We start from the raw sequence: 22,659 nt of genomic DNA on the forward strand, positions 1-22,659 counted from the left end.
CGCTTGCAGACGACCCTTTTTCGGGGTTTATAGTGATTTATAGATCGATTATAGAGCCGTTATAGATAGCGCAAAAAAGGGCGGCCATTGTCGTGACCGCCCCTAGCCAAGCCCGCGCTACGCTACTTCACGCCGGCTCCAACGCCTCGACCACCTTCCCGCGGCTCAGGTGCACCACCTTGTCCGCCGTATCGAAGTAGCGGTCATCATGCGAGATCACGATGATGGTCTTGCCCAACCGCTTCAGGTCCGGCAGCAGCTCGGTGTAGAACACCCGGCGGAAGGTCGGGTCCTGGTCCGCCGCCCATTCGTCAAACACCAATACCGGCCGGCCATCCAGCCAGGCGTTGACCAGCGCCAGGCGTTTGCGTTGGCCGGTGGAAAGGTCGGTGGTGGTAAACGCACCATCGCGCACGCTCACCTTATGGGCGATTTCCAGCCGCTCCAGGTAGCGCGTGGCATCGCTGGGCAGGCTGTGCTCGTGCTCGGGCAGGTCTTCGAACAGGTAGTAGTCGGCGAACACGGTGGTGAACAGCTGGCGGTAGTCGTCCAGCCCTTGCGGGTCAACGGCCTTGCCGTTCAGGCGCACTTCGCCGCGTTGCGGGGTATACAGGCCCAGCAGCAGCTTGATCAGCGAGGTCTTGCCGCAGCCGTTTTCGCCGACGATGAACAGGATCTCGCCCGGCGCGATGCTCAGGTTCACCGGCCCGACGCGGAAGGGTTCGTTACCGTCCACCGGTGGGTAGGCGTATTCGACATTGTGCAGCTCCAGGTGCGCGCTGCCGGGGGCGGTGTGCTTGACCGGCTGGTCCAGCAGCAGGTGCGGTTCGGGCGAGGAAAAGCGCTCGGACAGGTCGGCGATGCGGCGGAACGCCACTTGCGCGCGGCCGAGAATCGGCAGGTTGCCGATCAGTGTCTCCAGCGGGCCTTTCATGTACAGCAGCACCAGCACGAACCCGCTCATTACGGCCGGGTCGTTGCTCGGCCACAGCGACTGCAGGGCCAGGGTCAGGCCGATGACCACGAAGAACAGCATCGACCCGAGGCTCTTGGCGGCCACGAAAATGTTGATGGCGCGGATGTGGGTGTTGGCGATGAAGTCGGCGGTGCCCTGGATGTTGCGGGTCAGCATGGCATGGCGGCGGCGGCGGTCGATGCGCAGCTCTTTGGCGCCTTCGGCAATCGCCGAGTAGTGCTTTTGCAGGTTGTCCTCGGCATCGCGGGCGGCGTTGAAACCGGCCACGCCTTTTTGTCGGGCCACGTACTGCACGGCGCTGCCGATGCCGATCGCAACCAGGGTGATCAGGAAGATCGGCCACGACAGCCAGGCCAGGTAGGCCATGCAGCCGATCACCGTGGTCAGCGAGATGGCCAACGGGGCGAAGGCAAAGGCGAAGTCGCTGATGGTGTCGACGTCGCGGGTCAGCACTGGGATCAGGCGGTGGGTGCGGTAGCGCTCGATCTGCTCGATCGGCGCCGATAGCACCTTGGCGCCGAGGTCTTTGCGCAGCCGGGCGATGACCTTCTGGCCTACGTAGTTGGTGCCACTGTCGGCGGCCACGCTGCTCACCAGCGCCAGCACGCACAGGCCGGCGAAGGCCAGGATCACGCCCTGGCTCATGCCGTCGGGGGCATGCAGGCCCTGGTTGACGGTGGCCAGCAGCGCGGTCACGGCCAGGCCGCCGACCATGCCCAGCAGCACCGAGACAATGACCGCTGGGCGGTAGGGTTTTAGCAGGCTCAGCAATTCGCGGATGGCCCCGGGGGAAGACGTTTTCATGAAGCGCGATCTCGGTGAGGGAGTGGAGGTGGGCGGCGCAGCGGGGTCAGCTCCCGAGGGCCAGGGTGCCCTTCATCAAGGTGCTGTGGAACGGGAACGAGCAGTAGAAGCTGTAGGCAGTGCCGGCCTTCAACGAACGGGTGTCGAGGGTGACGCTGTCTTTTTCGCCACCGCCAATCAGGCGGGTATGGGCGATGACCCGGGTATCGCCTGGCTTCACGTAGTCCTGTGCCTCGCCTGCCTTCAGGCCGTCGTCCAGCACGCCTTGCATATCTGCCTGGGTGCTCAGGACCCAGTTATGGCCCATGACGTTCTTCGGCATTTCGCCAGGGTGGGCGAGGGTGACGGTGAACGACGTGCAGGCCTTGGGGATGGTGATTTCGGCCTTGTCGAAGGTCATCTGGTCGGTGCCGTGGATGTCCACGGCGCAGTGCTCGGCCGACCAGGCGACGGCAGGGGCCGCGGCAAGCAAGGCGAGGAGCAGAAGCTGGCGAGTCATGTAGGGTTCCTGGACGATAAAAGGGTGCACATCGTTCAGACGAACCGGCGCGCGTTCGCTTTACCTGTGTGTTCGCGCGGGTGAATTTCTGCCGGGCATGCTCGTTCATCTAGTCAGGCGCCCTGATGGCGCAGCATCCCTTTCGCCGCCACGGCGGCCCTGGCTTGAGGTGACGGTACATGAGTGAATTGCTGAGCTTTGCGATCGAACCCCTGGACGCTGCCCGCGGCGACCTGCCGTTGTTGGTGCGCGCGCCGGAGCCTGGCATCGACCTGCTCGACGCGTTCGACGAGCTGAAACCGCTGGTTGACCGCCACCTGCTGCACACAGGCGGCATCCTGTTCAGGGGCTTCCAGGTGGGCGGGGCTGAGGCTTTTCGCCAGTTCGCCGCCGCGTTCGGCCACCCGCTGCTCAACTACGAGTTCGGCTCCACGCCGCGCAGCAACGTGACCCAAGGCGTTTACACCTCGACCGAGTACCCGGCGCACCAGAGCATCCCGCTGCACAACGAGCAGGCCTACACCCTCGAGTGGCCGATGAAGATCTGGTTCTACAGCGTGATCCCCGCCGAGACCGGCGGCGAGACGCCGATTGCCGACAGCCGCGAGGTGTATCGGCGGATGCCAGCGCGTATTCGCGAGCGCTTGGTCGAGAAGGGCCTGATGTATGTGCGTAACTACGGCAACGGCCTGGACGTGGAATGGTCGCAGGTGTTCAACACCGAAGACCCGCGGCAGGTAGAGGCCTACTGCCGTGCGCATGCCATTGAATGCATCTGGAAGGAGGATGGCGAGTTGCGCACACGCCAACGCTGCCAGGTGGTGGCGCGTCATCCGGTGACGGGGGAGGACGTGTGGTTCAACCAGGCGCACCTGTTCCATGTGTCTAACCTGCAGCCGGAGGTGCGGGAGTCGTTGATGGACATCGTCGAGGAAGAGGACCTGCCGCGTAATGTGTATTACGGCGATGGGTCGGCCATCGAGGACGCGTTGCTTGATGAGGTACGCGGGGTGTTGGATGAGTGCACTATCAGTTTCCCTTGGCTGGAGAATGATGTGCTGATGCTCGACAACATGCTCGCGGCGCATGCGCGTTCGCCGTTTACGGGGAAGCGCAAGGTGGTGGTGGCGATGGCGGAGGGGCATTCGCAGGTGGGGCGGTGAGGAGGTGCATGCCTTGGGGGTTTTGTCGCCTGTGAGATCGAGCGCCGCCCGCGCGGCGCTTCGCAGCACAAGGCTGCTCCATCTGTTTCGGGCCAATTATTCCTGAGGCATCAGCGCGCGGCCCCTTGGCGCCTGACACGATATCGAGTCGAACAAACAAGGCGGTCGCGCGCCTCTATCACAGGCTTTACTGGCCGGAAACAGATGTAGGAGCAGCCTTGTGCTGCGAAGCGCCGCGCGGGCGGCGCTCGATCTCACCGGCGCTGCAAAACCCAAGGCATGCACCTATCAGCCCCAACCCCTAAATCAGCCCCCCATGCCTTCGTCTGACAGTTACCGCTCGACTGCCAGGACACCGCTCGACATGAATGCTGAACAGACGCTCAAACTCGCCCGCCGCTTCATCGAACTCAGCCCCGACAAGCGCCGCCTGTTCCTCAAAGCGTTGCAGGGCGAGGGCATGGACTTCTCGGTGTTGCCGATTGCGCCGGGTGTCGAGGTCGACGAGCGTGACCGGTTGTCCTACGCCCAGCGGCGCATGTGGTTCCTCTGGCAGCTCGACCCCCAAGGCGCAGCCTACAACCTGCCGATGGCCGTGCGCCTGAATGGCCCATTGGACCTGAGCGCCCTGCAACACGCCTTCGACGCCTTGGTCGCCCGCCACGAAACCCTGCGCACCCGCTTTGTCGCCGACGGCGATGACGTGCGTCAGCACGTGGATGCCGTCGCGGCCCCGCTGCAATTGCGCCAGGACTGCCTGAGCGAACTGGCCGAAGCGGCCCGCCAACACACCCTCGAATCGATTGCCGAAGCAGAGGCCCTGGCGCCTTTCGACCTGGCCACCGGCCCGCTGCTGCGCGTGCGCCTGCTGCAACTGGCAGCGCAGGAACATGTCCTGCTGCTGACCCTGCACCATATCGTCGCCGACGGCTGGTCGATGAACGTGCTGATCGACGAATTCCTGCACCTCTACGACGCCGCTGTGGCCGGCACCCAAGCCACACTCGAGCCCCTGCCGATCCAGTACCGTGATTACGCCCTGTGGCAGCGCAGCTGGCTCGAGGCCGGTGAGCAGGACCGCCAGCTGGCGTACTGGCAGGCGCGCCTGGGCGATGATCACGCCCCACTGGAGCTGCCGCTGGACCGCACCCGCAAAGGCCGGCCAAGCTACCGCGGCGCTCGCCACGCATTCCCGATTGCTGCCGATGTCGCCGAGCGCCTGCGCGGCCTGGCGCGTCGGCACAACGTTACCTTGTTCATGGTTTTGCTGGCGGCCTTCAAGCTGCTGCTGCAGCGCTACAGCGGGCAGGGCGCGATTCGCGTCGGCGTGCCCATCGCCAACCGCAACCGCGCCGAAAGCCAGGGTTTGATCGGCTGCTTCATCAATACCCAAGTGCTGCACACCGAGCTCGACCCGTTGCTGGATATCACCGGCCTGTTGCAGCGCGTGCGCGAAACCGCCGTGGGCGCGCAGAGCCATCAGGACCTGCCGTTCGAGCAACTGGTCGAAGCCTTGGACCTGCCCCGCAGCACCGACAGCCCGCTGTTCCGCGTGCTGTTCAACCATCAGGCCCAGGTGGCGGATGTCGAAGCCATCAAGACCCGCTCCGGGCTGAGCCTGGCGCCGATCACCCTGGAAAAGCACAGCGCCCGTTTCGACCTGGCGCTGGATACCCACGAGCGTGCCGGGCAGCTGCATGCGGCCTTCACCTATGCCCTGGACGTGTTCGATGCGGCCACGATCGAGGCCCTGGGCGAGCAATGGCTGGCCTTGGTGCAGGCGCTGGCCGATGACACCGCTGGCGCGGTGGGCGAGTTGCCGTTGCCGGGCCTGGCAGCCACTCGGGGTGTGCCAGGTCATTTGGTCGAGCCGCTGCTGGTTCACCAGCGCTTTGCCGCCGCCGCCCGCCGCCACCCCGCGCGCACCGCAGTGATTGCCGCCGGCGAGGCAGCCAGCTACGCCGAGCTCGATGCCCGCGCCGAGGCCATCGCCGACAGGCTGGTCGAAGCCGGCGTGCAGCCAGACACCCTCATCGGCGTGCTGGCTGACCGCAGTGTCGGCATGCTCGCCAGCATCCTCGGCGTGCTCAAGGCGGGCGGCGCGTACCTGCCCCTGGAGCCTGAACAACCGGCCGAACGCCTGGCCTACCTGCTCACCGACAGCGGCACCCAGCGGGTGCTGGCGCCTGGCAACTGGCAGGCGGAACTGCCTGAAGGCGTCTCCCGGCTGGCGTGGGAACATACCCAAGCCCTAAGCCAAAAAACGCCACGCCCTAGTGCTGCCGCAGCCAGCCTCGCCTACGTGATCTACACCTCCGGCACCACCGGCCAGCCCAAGGGCGTCGCGATCAGCCATGGCGCCTTGGGCAACTACGTTGAGGGCATCGCCGCACGCCTGCCTGTGGGGCAGTTCCACAGCATGGCGCAAGTCTCGACCCCGGCAGCGGACCTTGGCCACACCATGCTGTTCGGCGCCCTGTGTGGCGGCCAGACCTTGCACCTGATGCGGCGCGAGCAAGTGTTGGATGCCGAGGGCTTTGCGGCCTACCTGGCACAGCACCAGGTGGACGCCGTTAAGATCGTGCCCTCGCACCTGGAGGCCATGTTGGTCGCCGGTCGCGCGGCACTGCCTGGCCAGTGCCTGGTGCTGGGCGGCGAAGCCATCAGCCCGGGCCTACTCGGCAAAATCCGCGCCCTGGCGCCGGCACTCAAGGTGTTCAACCACTACGGCCCGACCGAGACCACGGTCGGCGTGCTGGTGGCTGAACTGGACGATCAGGCGTCGCTCGGCCAACCGCTGGCCAACACAACCGTCAGCGTGCTCGACAGCTGCCTGCAGCCACTGCCGGCCAAGGCCAAGGGCGAGCTGTACATCGGCGGCGCCGGCCTTGCCCGTGGCTACCTCGGCCGCCCGGCGCTCACCGCCGAGCGCTTCGTGCCCGACCCAAGTGGTGCCCACGGCGAACGCCTGTACCGCAGTGGCGACTGGGTACGGCACAACGCCGCTGGCGAGCTGCAGTTTGCCGGGCGCATGGACGGCCAGGTGAAAATCCGCGGTTACCGCGTGGAACTGGCCGAGATCGAGCAGCAGTTGCTTAGTCTGGAAGGCGTCGCCAACGCCGTGGTCCGGGTCAAGGGCCAGGCACCGGAAGCGGTGCTGGCGGCCTGGCTGGTGCCCAGCCAAATGCCGGCAGACAGCCAAGCTTGGCAGGACACGATTCGCGCCACGCTCAAAGGCCTGCTGCCCGAGCACATGGTGCCGACCCACCTGATGGTGCTGGCGCAACTGCCGGTCACGGTCAACGGCAAGGTCGACGTCAAGGCGCTGCCCGAGCCGGTCGCCATCCAGGCCGCCTATCAGGCCCCAGTGACCCCGCTGCAGGTGCAACTGGCGCAGATCTGGGCTGAAGTGCTGCAGGTGCCGCAGGTGGGCCTGAGCGACAACTTCTTTGCCCTGGGCGGCCACTCGCTGCTGGCCACCCAGGCCGTATCGCGGGTGCGCAAGCACCTGGGCCTGGACATCCCGCTGCGTACCCTGTTCGACACGGTCGACCTGCAGGCCTTCGCCCAGGCAGTGGCCGAGGGCGAGCAGGGCGCTGGGCTTGAGATCGAGATCCTCGACCGCGAGCAGCCACTGCCAGTGTCCCGCTCGCAAAACCGCCAGTGGCTGTTCTGGAAGCTCAACCCCGAAAGCCTGGCCTACAACACGCCAATGGCCGTGCGCATGCAAGGCCCCCTCGACCGTGCTGCGGTGCAGGCCGCGCTGGATGCGCTGGTGGCGCGCCACGAATCACTGCGCACGGTGTTTGTCGAAGCCAACGGTTTGCCGTGGCAACGCATCCTGCCCGCCGCCTCGGTGCCGATCGGTTTCGAAGACCTCAGTGGCCAGGACGACGCCGCGCAGATGCGCAAGCTCGAGGCCGAAGCCTTCGCCCCGTTCGACCTGGAGCACGGCCCACTGCTGCGTGCCCGCCTGTTCAAGGTGCATGCGCAAGAGCACCTGCTGTCGCTGACCCTGCACCACATCGTCTCCGACGGTTGGTCGATGAGCCTGTTGGTACGCGAGTTCGCAGCGGCCTACAACGCGGCCGCCAGCGGCCAGGTGCGGGCCATCGAACCGCTGCCGGTGCAGTACGCCGACTTCGCCGCCTGGCAACGCAAATGGCTGGACGAGGGGCAGATGCAGGCACAGATCGACTATTGGAAAGCGCGCCTTGAAGACGACTTCGAGGTCCTCGAACTGCCCGCCGACCGTATTCGCCCGCAGGTCAAAAGCTACCAGGGCAGCCGCTTCGATGTGCGCCTGCCGCTGGCCCTGACCGAGCGCCTGCGGGCATTGGCGGTGGCGTCCAATGCCACGCTGTTCCATGTCTTTTTGGCGGCCTATGCCATCGTGTTGTCGCGCTACAGCCGCAAGGACACGATCAACATCGGCGTGCCAGTCACCAACCGCAACCGCCTGGAGCTCGAAGGGCTGATCGGCTTCTTCATCAACGTGGTGGTGGCGCGGGTGGGCGTTGATGGCAGCCTGCCGTTCCCGCAACTGCTGGCCGCGATCAAGGAGACCACGTTGCAGGCCCAGGCCAACAAGGACGTGCCGTTCCTTGAGGTGGCCGAAGCCCTGTACCCCGAGCGCGACCAGGGCGTGAACCCGTTCTTCCAGGTGCTGTACAACCATTTGCGCGACTTGGGCGAGCAGGTGTCCAGCGATGCCCTGCACGGCCTCAAGGTCCGGGAAGTGGACCTGCTGGAGCCGGGCGCGCAGTACGACATCTCGCTCAACACCCTGGAACGCTCCGACGGTGTAACGGCCTCGTTCAACTACTCCACCGACCTGTTCGATGCCCCGCGTATCGAGCGCATGGCCGGGCACTGGCAAGCGCTGCTCGAAGCCATCTGTGCCGAGCCGCAGCGCTGCATCGCCGAGCTGGACTTCTTGGCCGACGCTGAGCGCCGTCAACTGACTCATGGCTGGAACCCGGCTCCGCAGGCCAGCAGCGGCCTGTGTGCGCACCAGTTGCTGGAACGCCAGGCAAGTGCGCGGCCCGACGCAGTGGCGCTTATTTTCGACGACCAGCAACTGAGCTACGCCGAGCTGGACCGCTGCAGTAACCAGTTGGCCCACCGCCTGCGTACCCTGGGCGTAGGCCCAGACCGCCTGGTAGGTGTAGCCGTCGAGCGCGGCCTGGGCATGGCGCTGGCGCTGATCGCCATTCACAAGGCTGGCGGTGCCTATGTGCCGCTGGACCCGGACTACCCGCAAGAGCGCCTGGCGTACATGGTCGAGGACAGCGGCATCGGCCTGCTGCTGGCCGATGCGCCGTCGCTGGCGCGCTTGCAGTTGGATAAGCAGCTGCCTTGCGTGGTGCTCGAACCCGGCACCCAGTGGCTGCACGCCTGGCCAGCCGAGCCGCTGCCGAACCTGGCCGCGCCGCACAACCTCGCCTATGTCATCTACACCTCCGGTTCCACCGGCATGCCCAAGGGCGTGGCCGTCGATCACCATGCCTTGTCGGTGTTCTGCCAGGTGGCTGGCGACTACTCGCGCCTGAGCCCGGAAGACCGTGTGCTGCAGTTCGCTACCTTCAGCTTCGACGGCTTCATCGAGCAGTTTTTCCCGCCGCTGGCGCAAGGCGCTTGCGTGGTGCTGCGCGACCTGCGGCTGTGGGACACCAACACCCTGGTGGACGAGATCAACCGCCACGGGGTTACCGTGGCCGACCTGCCGGCGGCCTACTGGAGGCTACTGGCCCTGGAGCGTCGCGCACCCGAGGCCTATGGCCGGCTCAAGCAGATCCACGTGGGCGGTGAAGCGGTGCCGGAAGATGCCCTGCGCGCCTGGCTGGCCGACGGGCCGCCGGCGGTGCGCCTGCTCAATACCTACGGCCCGACCGAGGCGACCGTGGTCGCCACCACGTTCGACTGCTCGCCAATGACGCCTGAGCAGATCAGCGCAGGCGGCGTGCCGATTGGCCGCGCGTTGCCAGGCCGGACCTTGCACGCCCTGGACGACGGCCTGTCGCCGACCCCGGTCGGCGTGTCGGGCGAACTGTTCATCGGCGGGGCAGGGTGCCTGGCGCGGGGTTACCACCAACGCCCATCGCTGACAGCCGAACGCTTCATTCCCGACCCGTTCGACCCCGTGGGTGGAGGCCGGTTGTACCGCACCGGCGACCTCGGCTACTACGACGAGCAGGGGCAACTGGCCTATCGCGGGCGAGCTGACCACCAGGTGAAGGTGCGCGGCTTCCGCATTGAACTGGGCGAGATCGAGCAGTACCTGCGCGCGCACCCGGATGTGCGTGAGGCAACGGTACTGGCCATCGACCTGCCCAGCGGCAAGCAGCTGTGCGCCTATGCCGTGCCTGTCGAAGGCAGCACTGGCGACCTGCGCCAGGCGCTCAAGCAGTACCTCAAGGCCAGCCTGCCGGACTACATGATCCCGTCCTACCTGGTGACCCTGCCGAACATGCCGCTGACCCCCAGCGGCAAGCTCGACCGCAAGGCGCTGCCGCTGCCCGACCCCAGCCAGCCGCAGCACGACTACGAAGCGCCGCAGACCGAACTGCAACAGCAACTGGCGCAGATCTGGGCGCAATTGCTGAACCTCGGCCAGGTTGGCCTGAACGACAACTTCTTCGAGCTCGGCGGCCACTCCCTGCTGGCCGCACAGGCGGTTTCGCGCATCAACGTGGAGCTGGGCCTGGACCTGCCCCTGCGGCTGATCTTCGCCCACCCCGAGCTGCGTGCGTTCGCCCAGGCACTGGACGAGCAGGGCCTGTCGCTGAGCGACGACGGCCTGAGCGATATCGAAAAAATGATGAATGAATTCACAGAGGCCTGACATGGAACTCACTGCAGCACAACGCATTGCCCAACGCTTCGTCGGCCTCCCTGTGGAGCAGCGTCAGCAGATCCTGGAGAAAATGCAGGCCACCGGGCAAAGCTTCCGCCTGTTGCCCATCGTGCCCGCACGCCAGGGCCTGACGCGCATTCCGTTGTCGTTTGCCCAGCAGCGCTTGCTGTTCCTGTGGCAGTTGGAGCCCGACAGCCCGGCCTATAACGTGCCGATGGCCGTGCGCCTCAAGGGCGCACTCGACCTGGCGGTATTGCAGCAGGCGCTGGATGCGCTGGTCAGCCGCCATGAATCACTGCGTACCCGCTTCGTCTCGGATGAAGGCGAGTTCCATCAGGACATTCTCGACGCCTGCCCGCTGGTGCTGGACGTGGTCGAGTGCCAGGACGATGAAGCCGCCTTGAGCGTGGCTGTCGATGCCGCGCTGAAGCAGCCGTTCGACCTGCTGGCCGGGCCGTTGATGCGGGTTACGCTGCTGCGCGTGGACGTCGAGCACCATGTGCTGGCCCTGAGCATGCACCACATCATCTCCGACGGTTGGTCGAGCGACCTGCTGGTGCAGGAGTTCATCCAGTTGTACACCGCGTTGGCTGAAGGCCGCCAGGCCGTATTGCCGGCCCTGCCGATCCAGTACGCCGATTATGCGATCTGGCAGCGTGCCTGGCTGGAGGCCGGTGAGGCCCAGCGCCAGCTGGCGTACTGGCAGGCGCAACTGGGTGACGAGCAGCCGTTGCTGAGCCTGCCGCTGGACTTCGAGCGGCCGGCCACGCCGAGCTATCGCGGCGCGGTGCTCAAGCTGAACATCGGCGCCGAGCAGGCCGAGGCTTTGCGCGCCCAGGCACGCAAGGGCGGCCACACCGTATTCGTGCTGATGCTGGCGGCCATGGCGGTGGTGCTGTCGCGCTACAGCGGGCAGTCGGACATCCGCATCGGCGCACCGAATGCCGGGCGTAACCGCAAAGAGCTGGAAGGCCTGATCGGCTTCTTCATCAATACCCAAGTGCTGCGTGTGCAAGTGGACGAGCGCGCGACCTTCGCTGCGCTGCTGGAGCAGGTCAAGGACGTGATCGGCGGCGCCCAGTCGCACCAGGAGCTGCCGTTCGAGCACCTGGTGGATGCCTTGCTGCCAGAGCGCAACCTGGCCCACAACCCGCTGTTCCAGTTTAAGATCAACCAGCACGTGGCGGCCGGCGACCCCTCGCGCAAGCGCCTGGGCGAGCTGGAGGTAGAAGGCTTTGCCCGCGAAGGAGGCGATGCGCGCTTTGACCTGGCCTTCGACTTCTCGGACAAACCCGAAGGCATCGAGGGGTACTTCACCTACGCCACCGACCTGTTCGAGCAGGCCACCATTCAGCGCCTGGCGGATTCGCTGCGGCGCGTGCTGGACGTGCTCAGCCACGCCCCGCACACGCCGATCGTCGAGCACCTTGAAGTGGCGGCGCAGCAGCAGGCCGCGCCAGCAGCTTACCCGCACCGCGACTTCCTCGCCCTGTGGCACCAGGCGATGGCCCAAGGGCAGGCCCAAGGTGGCGTGCGCGCAGGTGACCGCTTCATGACCCAGGCCGGGCTGGACGCTGCGTCCAACCGCGTGGCCGACTACCTGCGCCAGCGCGGCGTCGGTGCTGGCAGCATCGTTGCCCTGTGCCTGCCGCGCTCCATCGAGTGGGTCACAGCCTTGCTGGCAGTCCTCAAGACCGGGGCCGCTTACCTGCCGCTGGACACCCAGCAGCCGCAGGAGCGCTTGCAGCAGTTGATCGTCGACAGTGGCGCTGCCGTGCTGCTGCATGAGCCGGGCGATACACGCTTCGCGGGCCTCGACGGGGTGCAGGCGGTTGCCTGTGAACCCGCCACCTGGGCAGGCTGTAGCGACAGCCGAGTAGCGGTTGCAGTCTGCCCTGAACAGCCGGCCTACCTCATCTACACCTCGGGCTCGACCGGCCAGCCGAAAGGCGTGGTGGTCAGCCACGGGGCGCTGGCCAGCTACATCCAAGCCGTGCTGGAGCGCCTGCAACTGCCCGCCGGTGCGAGCATGGCCATGGTGTCCACCACCGCCGCCGACCTGGGCCACACCGTGCTGTTCGGTGCCCTGGCCTCGGGCCGCCTGCTGCATTTGTTGCCGCAGGCACTGGCCTTCGATCCCGACGGTTTCGCCAGCTACATGGCGCAGCACCAGGTGGGCGTGGTGAAGCTGGTGCCAAGCCACCTGCAAGGCCTGCTGCAAGCGTCCCGCGCCGCCGAGGTGCTGCCCGCCGAAGCGTTGATTCTGGGCGGCGAAGCGTGCCCTTGGAGCCTGCTGGAAAAAGTCCGTGAGTTGCGCCCGGGGTGCCGGGTGATCAACCACTACGGCCCGACCGAGACCACGGTCGGCGTGCTGACCTTCGAGCCAGGCCAGCGTCTGCAAGGCTGCCGCACGGTGCCGGTCGGTCGTCCGTTGGGCAATGCCTGCGCCCAAGTGCTCGATGGTTACCTCAACCCGCTGGCGCCGCACGTGGTCGGCGAGCTGTACCTGGGTGGGCAGGGTGTTGCTCAGGGCTACCTGGGCCAGCCGGGGCTGACGGCCGAACGCTTTGTACCGGCTGCGGATGGCGCCCGCCTGTACCGCACGGGCGACCGAGCGCGAATGAGTGCTGAAGGCCTGATCGAATTCATCGGGCGTGCCGATGACCAGGTGAAAATCCGTGGCTATCGCGTCGAGCCGGGTGAAATCGGCCGAGTCATCGCCGGGCTGCCCGGTGTCAGCGACGCCGTGGTCCTGGCCGTGCCGCTGGAAGGCGATGCCGAGCGCCTGCAGTTGGTGGCCTACGTGGTGGCTGAAGGGGGCATGAGCACGCAGCAGTTGCAGGCGCACCTGCAAACGCGCCTGCCTGACTACATGTTGCCCGCACACATCCTGTTGCTCGAGCGCCTGCCACTGACCGCCAACGGCAAGCTCGACAAGCGTGCCTTGCCCACACCGGGCGCGGTGAGCCGCGGCTATGTGGCCCCAGAAGGCGAGGTCGAAGAGAAGCTCGCCGCCGTGTGGGCTGATGTGCTCAAGCTGGAACGCGTGGGCAGCAGCGACAACTTCTTCGAGTTGGGTGGCGACTCCATCCTCAGCCTGCAAATCATTGCCCGGGCCAAGCGCCAAGGCATCAAGATCACCCCCAAGCAGCTGTTCGAACAGCAGACCGTTGGCCAACTGGCCCAGGTCGCCAAGCGCATCGAAGCCAAGCAACCGCTTGCAGCCCCCGTGGATACCGCGACCCGCGGTGAGGTGGCGCTGCTGCCGGCCCAGGTGCGTTTCTTCGAGATGGACATCGCCCAGCCTGCGCACTGGAACCAGTCGGTGCTGCTGAAACCGGCCCAGCGTGTGCAAGTGGAGCACCTGGAGTCGGCCCTGCGTGCGGTGCTGGAACAGCACGATGCCTTGCGCCTGCGCTTCAGCCGCCAGAGCGGCCAGTGGCAGGCCCGCTTCCAGGCCGTGGACGCTTCGCCGGTGCTGCGCCAGCGCAGCCTCGCGGCGTTGAGCGAACTGGACGCTGCGGGCACTGAGGTGCAAGCCAGCCTCGACCTGGAGCACGGGCCGCTGCTGCGTGCCGAACTGTTCGACGTCGCCGATGGCCAGCAGCGTTTGCTGTTGGTCATTCACCACCTGGTGGTAGACGGCGTGTCATGGCGGGTACTGCTGGAGGACCTGCAAGAGGCTTACCAGCAACGCCTGAACGGGCAAGTCGTTAGCCTGCCGGCCAAAACCTGCGGCGTGAAAACCTGGGCCGAGCGCTTGGTCACTCACGCCAGCAGCCCAGCGCTGCACGCCCAGGCTGACTACTGGCAGCAGGTGCTGCAAGGCAGCCCGGCAGAACTGCCGCGTGACAACCCGCAGGGCAGCCTGGGCAACCAGCATGCCCGTACCGCTGCATCGCGCCTGGATGCCGCGCGTACCGCCCAGTTGCTGAAGCAGGCACCCGCCGCTTACCGCACCCAGGTCAACGACCTGCTGCTGACCGCGCTGGCGCGTACCCTGTGCCAGTGGAGCGCGCAGGACGAGGTGCTGGTGCAACTGGAAGGCCATGGCCGCGAAGACCTGTTCGACGACCTTGACTTCAGCCGCACGGTGGGTTGGTTCACCAGCGTGTTCCCGGTACGCCTTGCCCCTGGCCAGGCGATGGGCCCGTCGATCAAGGCAATCAAAGAGCAATTGCGCGCGGTGCCGGACAAGGGCATCGGTTACGGCCTACTGCGTTACCTGGGCGACACCCCGGTCCGCGAGCGGCTCAGCGGCACTGCGCAGCCACGCGTCACCTTCAACTACCTGGGCCAGTTCGACAGCAGTTTCACGACCGACGATACCGCCGTGTTCAGCCCGAGCGGCGAAAGCGCCGGGCGTACCCAATGCGCCGGTGCGCAACTGGGCAACTGGCTGAGCATCACCGGCCAGGTGTATGGCGGCGAGCTGTTCCTGGAGTGGACCTACAGCGAAGACGTCTACCACCCGGAAACCATCCAGCAGCTGGCCCAGGCCTACGAGCAGGCACTGGCCGAGTTGGTCGAGCATTGCTGCCAGGCGCAGCACCACGGCGTGACGCCTTCGGACTTCCCATTGGCCGCGCTCACCCAGGGCCAGTTGGACAGCTTGCCTGTACCTGCAGCGCAGATCGCCGATGTGTATCCGCTGTCGCCGATGCAGCAGGGCATGCTGTTCCACACGCTCTACGACCAACAGGCCGGCAACTACATCAACCAGTTGCGGGTCGATGTCGAGGGGCTGGATGTACAGCGCTTCAAGCAGGCCTGGCAGGCCGCGCTCGATGCCCATGACATCCTGCGCAGCGGTTTCGTCCTGCAGGGCGAGCTGGAGCAGGCCGTGCAGGTGGTGCGCAAATCGGTGGCGTTGCCGTGCAGCGAGCATGACTGGCGTGGCCAGCCGGCGCTTGAGCAGGCCCTGCAGGCGCTGGCCGAAGGCGAGCGCCAACAAGGGTTCGACCTGACCGAAGCGCCGCTGCTGCGCCTGGTGCTGGTGCAAACGGGCGAAGCCCGCCACCACCTGATCTACACCAACCACCACATCTTGATGGATGGCTGGAGCACCTCACTCCTCCTGGGTGAAGTGCTGCAACGTTACGCAGGCATGGCGCCAAAGGCCCAGGCCACGCACTACCGCGACTATATCGCCTGGCTGCAAAGCCAGGACACGGCGGTCGCCGAAGCCTACTGGCAGGCCCAGTTGGCCGCGCTCGACGAGCCGACGCGTCTGGCCCAGGCCATTGCCGGTTGCGCAGGCGATGCGGGCAGCGGCTACGGTGATCATCGCCTGGCCCTCGATGCCGAGCAGACCGCCCGCATCGAAGCCTTCGCCCGGGCAAACCGCGTTACCGTCAACACCCTGGTGCAATCGGCCTGGTTGCTGCTGTTGCAGCGCTGCACCGGTCAGGCCAGCGTGTGCTTCGGCGCCACGGTGGCCGGCCGCCCCGCGGACCTCGCCGGGGTGGAAGAGCAGATCGGCCTGTTCATCAACACCCTGCCGGTGATTGGCGCGCCCCGTGCCGAGCAGACCGTGGCCGAGTGGATCGCCCAGGTTCAAGGCTGCAACCTGGCGTTGCGCGAGTTCGAGCACACCCCGCTGTACGATGTGCAGCGCTGGGCCGGGCAGGGCGGTGACGCGCTGTTCGACAGCATTCTGGTGTTCGAGAACTACCCGGTGTCCGAGGCGCTGCAACAAGGCGCGCCGGGCGGGTTGCGCTTTGGCGACGTGGCTGTGCAAGAGCAGACCAACTACCCGCTGACGCTGGTAGTAGAACTGGGCGCGACCCTGTCGATGCAATACAGCCACGACCGTGCCCTGTGGAGCGACGAGAGCATTGGCCGGTTGGCGGGTTATTTCACCCGCCTGCTGCAGGCATTGGTCGCCGATGCGGATGCAGTGGTCGGCGAGCTGCCGATGCTGAGCCTGCAAGAACAGCAGTTGATGGTCGAGGGCTGGAACGACACCTTCGCGGCGTACCCGAATGAGCGCAGTATCCACTCACTGATCGAAGCCCAGGTGTTCGCCACTCCGGACGCCCCGGCGTTGGTGTTTGGTGAGCAGACCCTGAGCTACGCCGAACTCAACGGCAAAGCCAACCAGCTGGCGCACAAGCTGCGTGAACTGGGCGTGGGCCCGGACGTGCTGGTGGGCATCGCCATGGAGCGCAGCCTGGAGATGGTCATCGGCTTGCTGGGTATCGTCAAAGCCGGTGGCGCCTATGTGCCGCTGGACCCGGAGTACCCGCAGGACCGCCTCAGCTACATGTTCGAAGACAGCGGCATTGCCTTGCTGCTGACCCAGTCGCACCTGCGCGATGCCTTGCCGATCCCGGCTGGGCTGCGCAGCCTGGACCTGGACAGCGAAAACCTCGATGGCTACAGCGATGCCAACCCAGCTATCGACATGGTCCCGCTGAACCTCGCCTATGTGATCTACACTTCCGGCTCCACCGGCCGCCCGAAAGGCGCCGGCAACAGCCACCAGGCACTGGTCAACCGCCTGTGGTGGATGCAGAAGGCCTATGGCCTGGACGCCAGTGACAGCGTGCTGCAGAAAACCCCGTTCAGCTTTGACGTGTCGGTGTGGGAGTTCTTCTGGCCACTGATGACCGGCGCGCGCCTGGTCATGGCCCAGCCGGGCGCCCACCGCGACCCGCAGCTGCTGGTCGACACCATCAACCAGTACGCCATCAGCACCTTGCACTTCGTGCCGTCGATGCTGCAGGCGTTCATGACCCACGAGGCGGTGGAAAGCTGCCGCAGCCTCAAGCGCGTGGTGTGCAGTGGCGAGGCATTGCCGGCCGAGCTGGCGCGCCAGACCCTGCAACGCCTGCCAGCCGCCGGCCTGTACAACCTGTACGGCCCGACCGAAGCGGCCATCGACGTCACCCACTGGACCTGCCGCGCGGACGAAAGCATCAGCGTGCCGATCGGCCAGCCGATCGACAACCTCAAGACCCACATCCTCGAAGGCAGCCTGCAACCGGCAGTACGCGGCAGCGCCGGCGAGCTGTACCTGGGCGGCGTAGGTTTGGCCCGTGCTTATCACCAGCGCCCGGCGCTGACGGCCGAGCGTTTTGTGCCGGACCCGTTCAGCGACAACGGTGGGCGCCTGTACCGCACCGGTGACCTGGCGCGTTACAACGCCGACGGCGTGATCGACTACGCCGGGCGTCTCGACCACCAGGTGAAGATCCGCGGGTTGCGGATTGAACTGGGTGAAATCGAAGCGCGCCTGTTGGAATTGCCAGCGGTGCAGGAAGCGGTGGTGCTGGCCCAGGACGGGCCGAGCGGTAAACAGTTGGTGGGCTATGTGGTACCCGCCGACAGCACGCAAGACGAGGCCGCATTGCGCGACAGCCTGCGTGAGGCCCTCAAGGCCAGCCTGCCGGATTACATGGTGCCCGCGCACCTGCTGCTGCTGGGCAAGCTGCCGGTAACACCGAACGGCAAGCTGGACCGCAAGGCCCTGCCACAACCGGATGCCAGCCTGCTGCAAGGCGAGTACGTGGCGCCGCAGAGTGAGCTGGAGCAACAGATCGCGGCGATCTGGGCGGATGTGCTGAAGCTGGAGAAGGTCGGCCTGACCGATAACTTCTTCGAGCTGGGTGGTGATTCGATCATCTCGCTGCAGGTGGTCAGCCGAGCCCGCCTCGTGGATATCCAGTTCACGCCCAAGGAGCTGTTCGAGGCCCAGACGGTGCAGGCTCTGGCTGCCGTGGCCCGCCGTGAAGACAGCACGTTCATCGATCAGGGGGCTGTTACCGGTACGTTGCCACTTACCCCGATCCAGCACTGGTTCTTCGAGCGCGAGGTGCCCGAGCGCCATCACTGGAACCAGTCCGTGCTGCTCAAGCCGAATGCCAGCTTGCAGGCCACACAGCTGGACGCCGCCTTGCGTGCCCTGGTCGAGCATCACGATGCCTTGAGGTTGCGCTTCGTGCAGTCTGAAGAGACGGGCCAGGCCGAATTTGCTCAGGCGCAAGCGGCTCAACTTTTGTGGGTGCTTGACCTGCCGGACGCAGCGGCACTGGAGCACGTCGCCAACGATGCGCAGCGCAGCCTCGTACTCGAACAGGGCCCGCTGCTGCGAGCTGTGCTGGCTTCGTTACCGGATGGCAGCCAGCGCTTGCTGCTGGTGATCCATCACCTGGTGGTGGATGGTGTGTCCTGGCGCGTCCTGCTGGAAGACCTGCAGCAGGCGTACCGCGCCCTTGCAGCGTTCGAGCCTGTCAGCCTGCCGGCCAAGACCAGTTCGTTCAAGGCCTGGGCAGAGCACTTGCAAGCCTACGCCCACGGCGCAGAATTGCAGGCCGAACTGGGCTACTGGCAAGGGCAGTTGCAGGACGCCAGTGATGCCTTGCCCTGTGACCACCTGCAGGGCAGCAATCAGCAGCGCCATGCCGCTTCGTTCACGACGCGTCTGGACCGTGAAACCACGCGGCAACTGTTGCAGGACGCCCCCGCCGCCTACCGCACTCAGATCAACGACCTGCTACTGACAGCGTTGGCACAGGTAGTCGGTGGCTGGACCCAGCGCGAAGAAGTATTGGTGCGCCTGGAAGGCCATGGCCGTGAAGACCTGTTCGATGACATCGACCTGAGCCGCACGGTGGGCTGGTTCACCAGCATGTACCCGGTCAAGCTCAGCCCCCAGTCTGACGTGGCGAGCTCGATCAAGACCATCAAGGAGCAACTGCGAGCGGTCCCGAACAAAGGCTTGGGCTACGGCCTGCTGCGTTACCTGGGCGGTACCGAGGCCAGCGCAACCCTGGCGGCACTGCCGCAGGGTGAGATCGTGTTCAACTACCTGGGCCAGTTCGACGGCAGCTTCGATGAGTCGGGGCTGTTCGTGCCCGCGCAGGAAAATGATGGCATCAAGCAGAACGAAGCGTCTGCGCTGAGCAGCCTGCTTTCCCTGAGTGGTCAGGTTTACGGGGGTGAGCTGCGCCTGGAGTGGGGCTATAGCCAGGCCATCCATGAGGCCGAAACCATCGAGCGACTGGCGACAGCCTACCAGCAGGCGTTGACCGAGATCGTTGCCCATTGCTGCCTGGAGCACAGCCGTGGCGTTACGCCATCGGACTTCCCGCTGGCCGGCCTCAACCAAATTCAGCTGGACAGCCTGCCGGTGCCTGCCACCCAGATTGCGGATATCTACCCGCTCTCGCCGATGCAGCAAGGGATGTTGTTCCACACGCTTTATGAAGAGCAGGCGGGTAACTACATCAACCAGTTGCGGGTGGATGTGGATGGCCTGGATGTGGAGCGCTTCAGGCAGGCCTGGCAAACGGCGCTGGACGCCCACCCTGTACTGCGCAGCGGCTTTGTTTGGCAGGGCACGCTCGATCAGGCGGTGCAAGTGGTGCACAAGCGCGTGGCGCTGCCGTTTACCGAGCATGACTGGCGCGGCCTGCCTGAACTGGAGCACGCGCTGCAGACACTTGCCGCAGGCGAGCGTGAGCAGGGCTTTACCCTGGACCAGGCACCTTTGTTGCGTTTGGTGCTGGTGCGTACCGGTGCTGGGCGCCACCAGTTGATCTACACCAGCCATCACATCCTCATGGATGGATGGAGCAGCTCACGCTTGCTGGGCGAGGTGCTGCAACACTACGCCGGTTACCCGCTGCCGGCCCAGGCAGGCAACTACCGTGACTACATCGCCTGGCTGCAACGCCAGGACGGTGCTGCGGCAGAAGCCTTCTGGAAGGTGCAGTTGAATGGCCTGCAGGCCCCCACGCACCTGGTTCAAGCCATTTGCGAACCGCAGGCAAGCACCGGCACGGGCCAGCACGATCTGGAGCAACATTTTGACGCGCAGCAAACCGCTCGCATCGAAACCTTTGCCCGTGCCAACCGGGTTACCGTCAATACCTTGGTGCAAGCTGCCTGGTTGCTGGTGCTGCAGCGCTACACCGGCCAGGCCAGCGTGTGCTTCGGTGCCACGGTTGCGGGGCGTCCGGCTGAGCTGGCGGGCGTCGAGGAGCAAATCGGCCTGTTCATCAACACCCTGCCGGTAGTCGGTGCCCCGCGTGCGGAGCAGACCGTGGGTGACTGGATTGCCCAGGTGCAGGCGAGCAACCTGGCCCTGCGCGAGTTCGAACATACGCCGCTTTACGATGTACAGCGTTGGGCCGGCCTGGGCGGCGAGGCGCTGTTCGACACCTTGGTGGTCTTTGAAAGCTACCCAGTGTCCGAGGCACTCAAGCAGGGCGCGCCAGGTGGTTTGCAGTTTGGTGATGTGGGTATTCAGGAGCAGACCAATTACCCGTTGACCCTGTTGGTAAGCCTCGGCGAGACATTGTCGATCCAGTACCGCCATGACCTCGCGCGGTGGAACCCGGCCACCCTCCAGCAGGTCGCTCGCCACCTGAGCCATCTGCTGCAAGCCATGACTCAGGATGCAGGCCGAGTGCTCGGCGAGCTGTCGTTGTTTGATGCCGATGAGCAACAACAGATCCTGCAAGGCTGGAACCCCAGCCACGGGCAGTATCCGGATCATCGCGCTATCCACCACCTGATAGAGGCCCAGGTGCAACGTGCACCGAACGCGCCGGCCCTGGCCTTCGGTGAGCAGACGATGAGCTATGGCGAGCTCAACCGCCGTGCCAACCGGCTGGCACACAAGCTGCGCGAGCTTGGCGTTGGCCCGGATGTGCGGGTGGGTATTGCCATGGAGCGCGGCCTGGAGATGGTGATTGGGCTGCTGGGCATCCTCAAGGCCGGCGGCGCTTATGTCCCGCTGGACCCAGGCTACCCGAGCGAGCGTCTGGCTTACCTGTTCGAAGACAGTGGTATCGAGCTGTTGCTGACCCAGAAGCATCTGGCCGACGCCCTGCCGGTGCCTGCTGAGGTGCAGTGCCTGGATATCGTCGCTGATGCGTTTGCCGGCTACAGCGATGCCAACCCGGCGATCGCGTTGACACCGGACAACCTGGCCTACGTGATCTACACCTCGGGCTCCACCGGCAAGCCCAAGGGCACCCTGCTGCCGCACGGCAACGTGGTGCGGTTGTTTGCAGCGACCCACGACTGGTTTGCCTTCGACGCGAGCGACGTGTGGACGGTGTTCCACTCCTATGCCTTCGACTTCTCGGTGTGGGAGCTGTTTGGGGCGCTGGTGTATGGCGGCAAGGCGGTGATCGTGGCCAAGGATGTGGCTCGTGACTTCGACGCGTTCCATGCCTTGCTGGCGCGCGAGCACGTGACCGTGCTCAACCAGACGCCTTCGGCTTTCAAACAGCTGATGCCTGTTGCCTGTGAGCGGGCAACGGCAGGGCAGAAGCTGGCGCTGCGGCACGTGGTGTTTGGCGGCGAGGCGTTGGAAGTTGCAAGCCTCAAACCCTGGTTCGAGGTGTTCGGCGACAGCCAGCCACGGTTGATCAACATGTACGGCATCACTGAAACCACGGTGCACGTCACTTACCGGCCGATCACCCTCGAAGACTTGCACAAGGGCGCGACCAGCCCTATTGGTGAGGTCATTCCCGACCTTAGCTGGTACTTGCTCGATGCAGCGCTGAACCCTGTGGTACCCGGAGGGCATGGCGAGCTGGTGATCGGTGAGGCCGGCCTGGCCCGTGGCTACCACGGCCGTGCAGGGTTGACCGCCGAGCGCTTTGTGCCCAACCCGTATGGCGCACACGGCGGCCGCCTGTACCGCTCGGGGGACCTGGCCCGCTACCGCACCGACGGGGTGATCGAGTACATGGGCCGGATCGACCATCAGGTGAAGATTCGCGGCTTCCGCATCGAGCTGGGCGAGATCGAAACCTGCCTGCTGAACCAGCCGGCAGTGCGTCAAGTCGCGGTCCTGGCCCAGGAGGGGCCGAGTGGCCCGCAACTGGTGGGGTATGTGGTGCCTGCCGACGTCGCGGCGCTCGCCAGCGTCGAGGCCCAGGCCGCCCTGCGCGACACCTTGCGTGCTTCGCTCAAGGCTGACCTGCCGGATTACATGGTGCCAGCACATCTGCTGTTGCTGGACACCTTGCCGCTCACCGTAAACGGCAAGCTCGACCGCAAGGCCTTGCCACAACCGGATGCACGCCTGCTGCAGAGCGAGTACCTCGCCCCACGCAGTGAGCTTGAACAGCAAGTTGCAGCTGTCTGGGCCGAGGTACTGAAGCTGGAGAAAGTCGGGTTGACCGACAACTTCTTCGAGCTGGGCGGCCATTCGCTGTTGGCAACCCAGGTGCTGGCCCGTCTGCAGATCGAGCTGGGCATCAACCTGCCGCTGGCCCTGTTGTTCCAGGCTGAAAACCTGCAGGCCTACGCGGCCATGATCAGTGAACTGAATACCAATAGTAACGAAGACCTGGATGAGCTCCAGGACTTCATGAATGAGCTTGAGGCAATTTGA

Annotated in this window: 5 protein-coding genes; 3 read left to right on the plus strand and 2 right to left on the minus strand. The window is 65.5% G+C overall.

Features of this window, described 5'->3' with window-relative positions:
• Positions 1-127: 127 nt before the first annotated feature.
• Together GIB19_RS08275 and azu are read right to left on the minus strand one after the other, a co-directional pair.
• Positions 128-1,780 carry a cyclic peptide export ABC transporter gene (locus GIB19_RS08275; RefSeq protein WP_274885169.1) on the minus strand — a complete coding sequence of 551 codons (1,653 nt, stop codon included), beginning with the start codon at positions 1,778-1,780 and terminating at the stop codon, positions 128-130.
• 46 nt (positions 1,781-1,826) lie between these two features.
• On the minus strand, positions 1,827-2,279 hold the full coding sequence (gene azu, locus GIB19_RS08280; protein ID WP_186703828.1) for an azurin: 453 nt from the start codon (positions 2,277-2,279) through the stop codon (positions 1,827-1,829).
• A gap of 179 nt (positions 2,280-2,458) precedes the next feature.
• On the opposite strand from azu, the gene GIB19_RS08285 reads away from it, so the two are divergent.
• The 3 genes from GIB19_RS08285 (at position 2,459) to GIB19_RS08295 (ending at position 22,659) form a co-directional block, all read left to right on the plus strand.
• Positions 2,459-3,442, plus strand: a complete 984-nt coding sequence (locus GIB19_RS08285) for a TauD/TfdA family dioxygenase (protein ID WP_274885170.1) — start codon at positions 2,459-2,461, stop codon at positions 3,440-3,442.
• A gap of 364 nt (positions 3,443-3,806) precedes the next feature.
• On the plus strand, positions 3,807-10,286 hold the full coding sequence (locus tag GIB19_RS08290; protein WP_274885171.1) for a non-ribosomal peptide synthetase: 6,480 nt from the start codon (positions 3,807-3,809) through the stop codon (positions 10,284-10,286).
• A gap of 1 nt (position 10,287) precedes the next feature.
• Positions 10,288-22,659 carry a non-ribosomal peptide synthase/polyketide synthase gene (locus GIB19_RS08295; protein ID WP_274885172.1) on the plus strand — a complete coding sequence of 4,124 codons (12,372 nt, stop codon included), beginning with the start codon at positions 10,288-10,290 and terminating at the stop codon, positions 22,657-22,659.

Origin of the sequence: Pseudomonas sp. ITEM 17296, from assembly GCF_028895205.1 — a bacterium.
In the GTDB taxonomy this organism is placed as follows: Bacteria; Pseudomonadota; Gammaproteobacteria; order Pseudomonadales; family Pseudomonadaceae; genus Aquipseudomonas; species Aquipseudomonas kermanshahensis.

Bases quoted from the DNA above. Each gene is read 5' to 3' on its own strand.
- azu (WP_186703828.1), bottom strand. From the start codon at position 2,279: ATGACTCGCCAGCTTCTGCTCCTCGCCTTGCTTGCCGCGGCCCCTGCC.
- GIB19_RS08290 (WP_274885171.1), top strand. From the start codon at position 3,807: ATGAATGCTGAACAGACGCTCAAACTCGCCCGCCGCTTCATCGAACTC.
- GIB19_RS08275 (WP_274885169.1), bottom strand. From the start codon at position 1,780: ATGAAAACGTCTTCCCCCGGGGCCATCCGCGAATTGCTGAGCCTGCTA.
- GIB19_RS08295 (WP_274885172.1), top strand. From the start codon at position 10,288: ATGGAACTCACTGCAGCACAACGCATTGCCCAACGCTTCGTCGGCCTC.
- GIB19_RS08285 (WP_274885170.1), top strand. From the start codon at position 2,459: ATGAGTGAATTGCTGAGCTTTGCGATCGAACCCCTGGACGCTGCCCGC.